Here is a 6,009-nt window from a genome sequence, read left to right as displayed (position 1 = left end):
GCGGGCCGCCGTCGTTCGCGGGTACCCGCCCGCGACTATCCGCGTGCGTCGGTCACTTGCCGAGGTACGCGCTGTAGATCTTCACCGATGAGGTGTTGCCCTTCTTGTCGGTGACGTCGGCGGCGAAGGAGATGGCCTTGCCCTTCGCCGGGTTCTTCACGGAGATCGCGCCCTTCGTGACGGCGGCCTTCTTCCAGGTCTTGCCGTTGTCGTAACTGACCTGCACGGTGAGTGACTTGAGGTTCTTCCCGGCGGCGGCGCCCTGCACCTTCACCGGCACGGAGACCTTCTTGCCGGCCGGGGCCCGGCCGTCGTCGCCCACGGCCGGGGTGAAGCGGACGGTGGAGACGGGCAGCCTGGCGGAGTCGGTCTTCTGCGAGCGGAAGGTCCAGGACACGTCGACCCGGGTGGAGAGCGGGCTGATCTGCTTGCTGTGCCGCACGGTGGACGTCAGCTTGTAGTCGGCCGCGCCCGACGGGACCATGAAGCCGTCGTAGCCGTCCAGCGGATTGCTGTTCTGACCGATCTGCTTGCCGTTGCGGTACAGGACCGTCTTCACCGCCGAGAACTCCGGGGCGCCCTCGTTGCCCGGGCCGTCCGCCAGCAGCGGCAGGTAGCCATAGATCGCGTCGCCCTCCCGGAAGACGCCGAATTTGCCGTCGATCAGCGGTCCGAACACCGCGGTGTTCACGGTCCTCGTGTACGTCCTGCCCGGCTTGTAGGGCGTCTCCTGGGCGATCAGGTAGTTCCCCTCCTTCACCGGTTCGCCCTCTTCGTCCGGCGCGCCCTGCAGGTTGACGTCGAAGTCCCACCGCACCTTGTCGGCGGTGGAGACGTACACCGTGCGGGTACCGGGCAGCTTCTGCGTGTACGCGCCGTTCTCGCTTGAGTTCTGCGTGGGCAAGAAGCCCACCGCCCTAAGCTCGGCCTGCTTGCCCGGCGCGCTCGCGGCCATGGCGATCTTCACCTTGGCGAGCTGAGCCAGGGTGAACTTCCGGTCGTAGCCGGTCGCGAGCTTCCTGACCGGGCCGCCGACCGCGATGTCGTACTGCGTCGAGGCGCCCTTGGTCCACGTGCCGGTCCAGTGCTGAGTCAGCGAGCCCTGGGTGACCGCCGAGCCGACATGCAGCGTACGGAAGTTGTCCGTATCGTCCAGTGGGTAGCTGATGCCCAACCTCTCGCTCGACAGGCCCGGCGAGAAGTTCGACATCTTCGCCTGCTTGTCCGGGACGGCGATGTTCACCGGCTTCGCCTTGCGTGCGTCGAACGTGAGCGTGGTGTTCCCGGTGAGCGCGACCTCGGGCGCGACGATCCAGTCGAATCCCTTGGCGTAGTCCTCCGGGTCGACGTAGACACCGGAGTTGACCGCGTAGGTGCCCTTGGGCACCCGCACCTTCGCGGTGCCCTCGGCCATCTCTTCGTCCCCGTACACGTCCTCGCTCTCGCGGGTCAGGTCGTAGATCGAGTTGTCGACGTTGGGGGCCGGGCGTCCGTCCCGCCCGATGTGCTTGACGGTGAGTTCGTAGGACTCGACTTCGCGTTCGACGGCAGCCGGCGTGCGGACGGTCTGTCCGCCGCCGGTGGCGACCAGGTAGCCGGAGTAGCCGCCGTCGTCGGTGCCGCCGAGCCGGGTGTCGGCGGTGAGTGTCACGTCGGCGGTGCCGCCGGCGGGGACGGTGACCCGGTCGGCGCCTATGGTGAAGAAGCCGTCCGGGGCGGGCTTGCCCTGCGGACCGGTGCCGGTGACCGTCAGGTCGAGGGTGACGTCGCTCGTGCCGGCGTTGCGGTAGGTGACGGTCTTGGTGGTGGGCTTGTCGTCGGTGTGCGGCCACTGCTGCGTCGCGAAGTTCACCGAGGTCGTCTCGGCGAAAACGTTCTGGGTGAGCGCCTTGTCGACCGCGATCCGTCCGGAACCCTGCTGGAACGGCGTGTACGCGCCGGGCTTCGTGGACGCGGTGAGCATGCCCTTCAGCTCGGTGTTCTTCCAGTCGGGGTGCTGCTGCTTCAGGAGGGCGGCGGCCCCCGCGACGTGCGGGGTCGCCATCGACGTGCCCGAGATGGTCGAGTAGCCGGCGGGCCCCTCGCCCACTTCCTTGGCGATCGTCGATCCCGGCGGGACGGCGGCCGTGATGCCCACGCCGGGCGCGGTGACATCGGGCTTGATGCCGCCGTCTCCGATCCTGGGCCCTCGGCTGGAGAAGTCCGCGAGCTGGTCGTGGTCGTCCACCGCGCCGACCGTCAGCGCCGCCTCGGCACTGCCCGGCGAGCCGACCGTCCCGGCGCCGAACTCGCCTTCGTTGCCGGCGGCGATCGCGAACAGGACGCCCTTGTCGGCGGAGAGTCGGTTGACGGCGGCCTCCAGCGGGTCCACCTCCGGGGTGTCGGGGCCGCCGAGGCTCAGGTTGACCACATCGGCACCCTGCGCGGCCGCCCACTCCATCCCGGCCAGGATTCCGGATTCCTCGCCGATGCCGTAGTCGTCCAGGACCTTGCCGACCAGGAGCTTGGCGTCCGGGGCCACACCCTTGAACTTCCCGCCCGACTTCGCCCCGGTCCCCGCCACGGTCGAGGAAACGTGCGTGCCATGGCCCTGGCGGTCCATCGTGTCGGGTGAAGCGCTGAAGTTCTTCTCCTCAAGGACCTGGCCCTTGAGGTCGGGGTGCGTGGCGTCGACTCCGGTGTCCAGCACGGCCACCTTGACGCCCTTGCCGGTGAACCCCGCCTTCCACGCCTCCGGCGCACCGATCTGGGCGACGCTTCGATCCAGGCTCGCCCGGCGGACCCCGTCCAGCCAGACGCGGTCGATGCCCGCCGCCGTGGCCAACCGTGCGCTTCCCTGCCGCCGGTCGGTGAGGGCCTTCCAGATGGCCGGTGCGTCGGAGACCGGCGTGTTGACCGACTGGGCGTTCAGCGACCGCAGACTCCTGCCCACCTCCGTACCGCCGGCCGCGCCGACCTCGGCCTTCGCCGCCGCACTCCGCGCGCCCCGGTAGCCGACGATCAGCTTCAGGCCGTCCTTCTGCGACCTGCGGACCTCCGGCCGACTCAACTCCGTGATGTCGAACAACCGCCGGTCGAGCTTCCCGGAGTCGATCAGCCGCCGGGCATCCGCCGGGACGATGAACGTGCGCTTTCCCCTGGTCGTCTGCTGCACCGGGATGCGCTCGCGGCCTTCAGCGGCCTCGAATCCGACCGGCCGGCCCTTGGCGTCGACCGTGACCCGGTCACCGGTGATCAGAGTCAATCGGTACGTCCGGGAGCCGTCCTGTGCCGCCGTGCCGGACGCGCTCCGCTGCGGCTCGGGCTGGGCGGCGGCGGGGCTGACCATCCCCGCCGCGATCGCCACCGCCGCCGCCGCCGCGACGAAGGGTATGCAGGCGCTTCTCATTTTTTGTTGCACGTATTCCCCTGGAGAACTCGGTGGTTCCTCACGACCGGTGGGCCCGTAGAGGTTCTTGACGGGCATCGACCACGGCCGTCCGTTTCACCGACCTAGACAAAATCGCGCACAAACAGGTTGACAAGAGAGCTACAGAGGTGCCCAGTTGGCCAGAAACGGACTACAGGGCGGGAAGGACGAGATCACCATGACCCGTACCTTCGTCGAGTCCTACGACATGGCCGGCCGGCGACAGTTCACACCCGGACGGCGCGACTTCGGCACCTGTGATCGCTGCGGAACTAAGGCACGGTTCAGGCCGACACAGGGATGCAGGATGAAGAGACGGTGTACCCACCATCGAAGGTGTCTTTCGGCCACGTCGAGGAGACCGGCTCCAGCCTGTGTTTCAGGAAGCGGGCGAATCGTGGGCGGCGAGTTCTTCGGCCAATTCCATACAGCGCAGGCGGGCCGGGGAGAAGTCGTAGGGCATCTTTCCTATGGCTTCGCATACGCTCATGGACTCGTGCCCCCTGCCAGGACTTTGGCCGGCCTCGTCCTCACCCTCATCAGCGGTGGGAGGGTGCACAGCGTCCCAGGAGTCGAAGAGCGCGTCGTCGCTCTCCGCCAGGCCGGAATCCTCGACAGCGGCCAGCAGCGCCCTTTCGAAGGCGTGCCGTTCGGCAGCCACCCGGGCCACGCGGGGGTCGTCGACAGCGATCGCGTCATCGAGTGCCTCCTCGGCGGCGTCGATACGGTCGGAAACCTCCCGCAGATCCGGGTCAGTGGCCAGGGCGATGAAGCGGCCGGCCTGGACGGCCGCGCCGAGCGGGCCGAAGATCCGCTCGGTGACCAGCAGGCAGTCCAGGTCCGCCTGGCGCAGGGAGCCCTCAGGCAGGCTCGTGAGGCGGCTGGTGACGAAGTCGGAGAGCAGACCCATCCTGCTGCCCTCGGTACGCATGCGCTGCACGGCAGTGCGTTGCCGCCGCAGTTCCGCTTCCTGGGCGACGAGGGTTTCCTCCAGCCGTTCCAGGATGTTCCCGATGCCGTCGTCGCTGTCGGCACCGGTGGAAGCCGTGTCGGCGAAGGCGTCACGGATGTCGTCCAGGGCGATCCCGGCGTCGGCCGTCTTGCGGATCCACAGCAGCCGGATCATGTCTTCGTAGCCGTACCGGCGGCGGTCGTCGCCTCCCCGCACGGGCTCGGGGAGCAGGCCGATCTCGTGGTAGTGGCGGATCGCCCTCGGTGTGGTGCCGACGAAGGCCGCCGCGTCACCGATCTTGACCTGGCGCGGCGGGACGAACGACGAATGCATGGGCGGGAGCCTTCCTCGCAGGGGCGGGACGTGGGTCCACCGGACCACATACCGCTACGGAAGGTGCAACCCGAGTCACTGCGCCCGGCGCCCGTACCGGGGGTGGCCAACCGCCGGCGCAGAGGAAGCGCGGACGGCAGGCCACCGGTTTCGACCAGAACCACGGCCGTCGGGGTTACGCCTTCCAGGCGCTGATGGTCCATTCCTGTCCGTCGTGGCCCTTGGGCAGCACGAACAGTCGGCCCTCGCTGTTCATCGTCCAGTAGGTGCTGGGAGCCGGCACGGTGACGCTGTCGGCCCCGAGGATGTACGTCCCCTCGGTGTCCCACCGGTAGGTGACCCCCTTGCCCCGACTCGCTCCGCAGCCACGCAGATCCAGCTCCGCGTGGGGGTAGACAGGGGCGGGTGCCTCCGGGGATTCCGTGACCGCGGCGATGTACTCCCGCAGGTACGGGATCAGGTCCGCAGCGCTCTTGGGCCATGGCAGGGTGTCGGTGCCCTTGTGCCGACTGTGGATACCGGGCTCGCCCTCGTCTTCGAGGCGCCTACAGGTGTCGTACCACTTGTTGCGGTTGCCCCTCCATTGCTTGGGGATCAGCTTGTCGAACTCCTTGCGGCGCTCTTCGGTGAGGTGGCTGAAGGCAGCGGCGAGCGGGGAGGAACCGGCCTCCGTTCCGGGCTCGCCGGCGGCGAGGGTGAGGCAGAAGTTGCCGATGTTCTGGAGATCGCGGACGGCGAGGCTGACGATCTGGTTGTAAGGGACACGGCCGTCGGGGTCCTCGGCGGTCTGGAAGTACCAGGCGAACTCGATACTGCCGTCGTTCTCCGCCAACTCCAGGGCGGGCGGGGCAGTCATGGTCTGGACGTGCTTGTTCCCCTCCCGGTGCTGGCCGACGTCCTTGCTCTCACTCAGCTTCGCCCGAAGACTCAGACCGGTGAGGTTGTTGGTGATGGTGAAATTGCCCTGGGGAAACGTCATGGCACCAGGCTGATACAGATCATGGGCGGCAAGAGCCGAACCCGGCAGAAGGTGACACGATCGAGGGATCATGACGGGAACGAGCACCAGCCGCAGCACGACGCATCCTTGACGCCGATGTGCCCGGCCAGGCACTCGACCGCGTCGTACGGCACCGTCAGCCACGGTCCCGTTCAACCAACCGGACCGGTGCCGTCATGGGCCGGCCGCCCCTGGATACGTCGTTCTTCGTCCAACCGATACCCCGTGCCAGACCGCGCCTACAGCGCTGCGGGACGCCGGTCACATGATCCGCCGGACAGAGCTCAGCCCTTCGTGGCGTCGTCGTCGGACGTG

The 6,009-nt window shown here is 68.3% G+C and carries 3 protein-coding genes; all 3 read right to left on the bottom strand.

The window, feature by feature from the left end; genetic code table 11:
• Positions 1–52: 52 nt before the first annotated feature.
• Positions 53–3,388, bottom strand: coding sequence for a S8 family peptidase (locus EES43_RS19605; RefSeq protein ID WP_124269903.1), 3,336 nt, complete (start codon positions 3,386–3,388; stop codon positions 53–55).
• Positions 3,389–3,788: 400 nt separating this feature from the next.
• Positions 3,789–4,694 (bottom strand): MerR family transcriptional regulator, encoded by a 906-nt coding sequence (locus tag EES43_RS19600; protein WP_124269902.1) that lies wholly within the window; start codon positions 4,692–4,694, stop codon positions 3,789–3,791.
• 175 nt (positions 4,695–4,869) lie between these two features.
• Entirely contained in the window at positions 4,870–5,673 is an 804-nt protein-coding gene (locus EES43_RS19595; RefSeq protein WP_124269901.1) for a hypothetical protein, read from the bottom strand.
• Between the last annotated feature and the right edge of the window lie 336 nt (positions 5,674–6,009).

The organism is Streptomyces sp. ADI96-02, assembly GCF_003846185.1.
Classification (GTDB): Bacteria; Actinomycetota; Actinomycetes; order Streptomycetales; family Streptomycetaceae; genus Streptomyces.
Note: the sequence above shows the minus strand (reverse complement) of the source record. Positions and strands in the feature narration are given on the sequence as shown.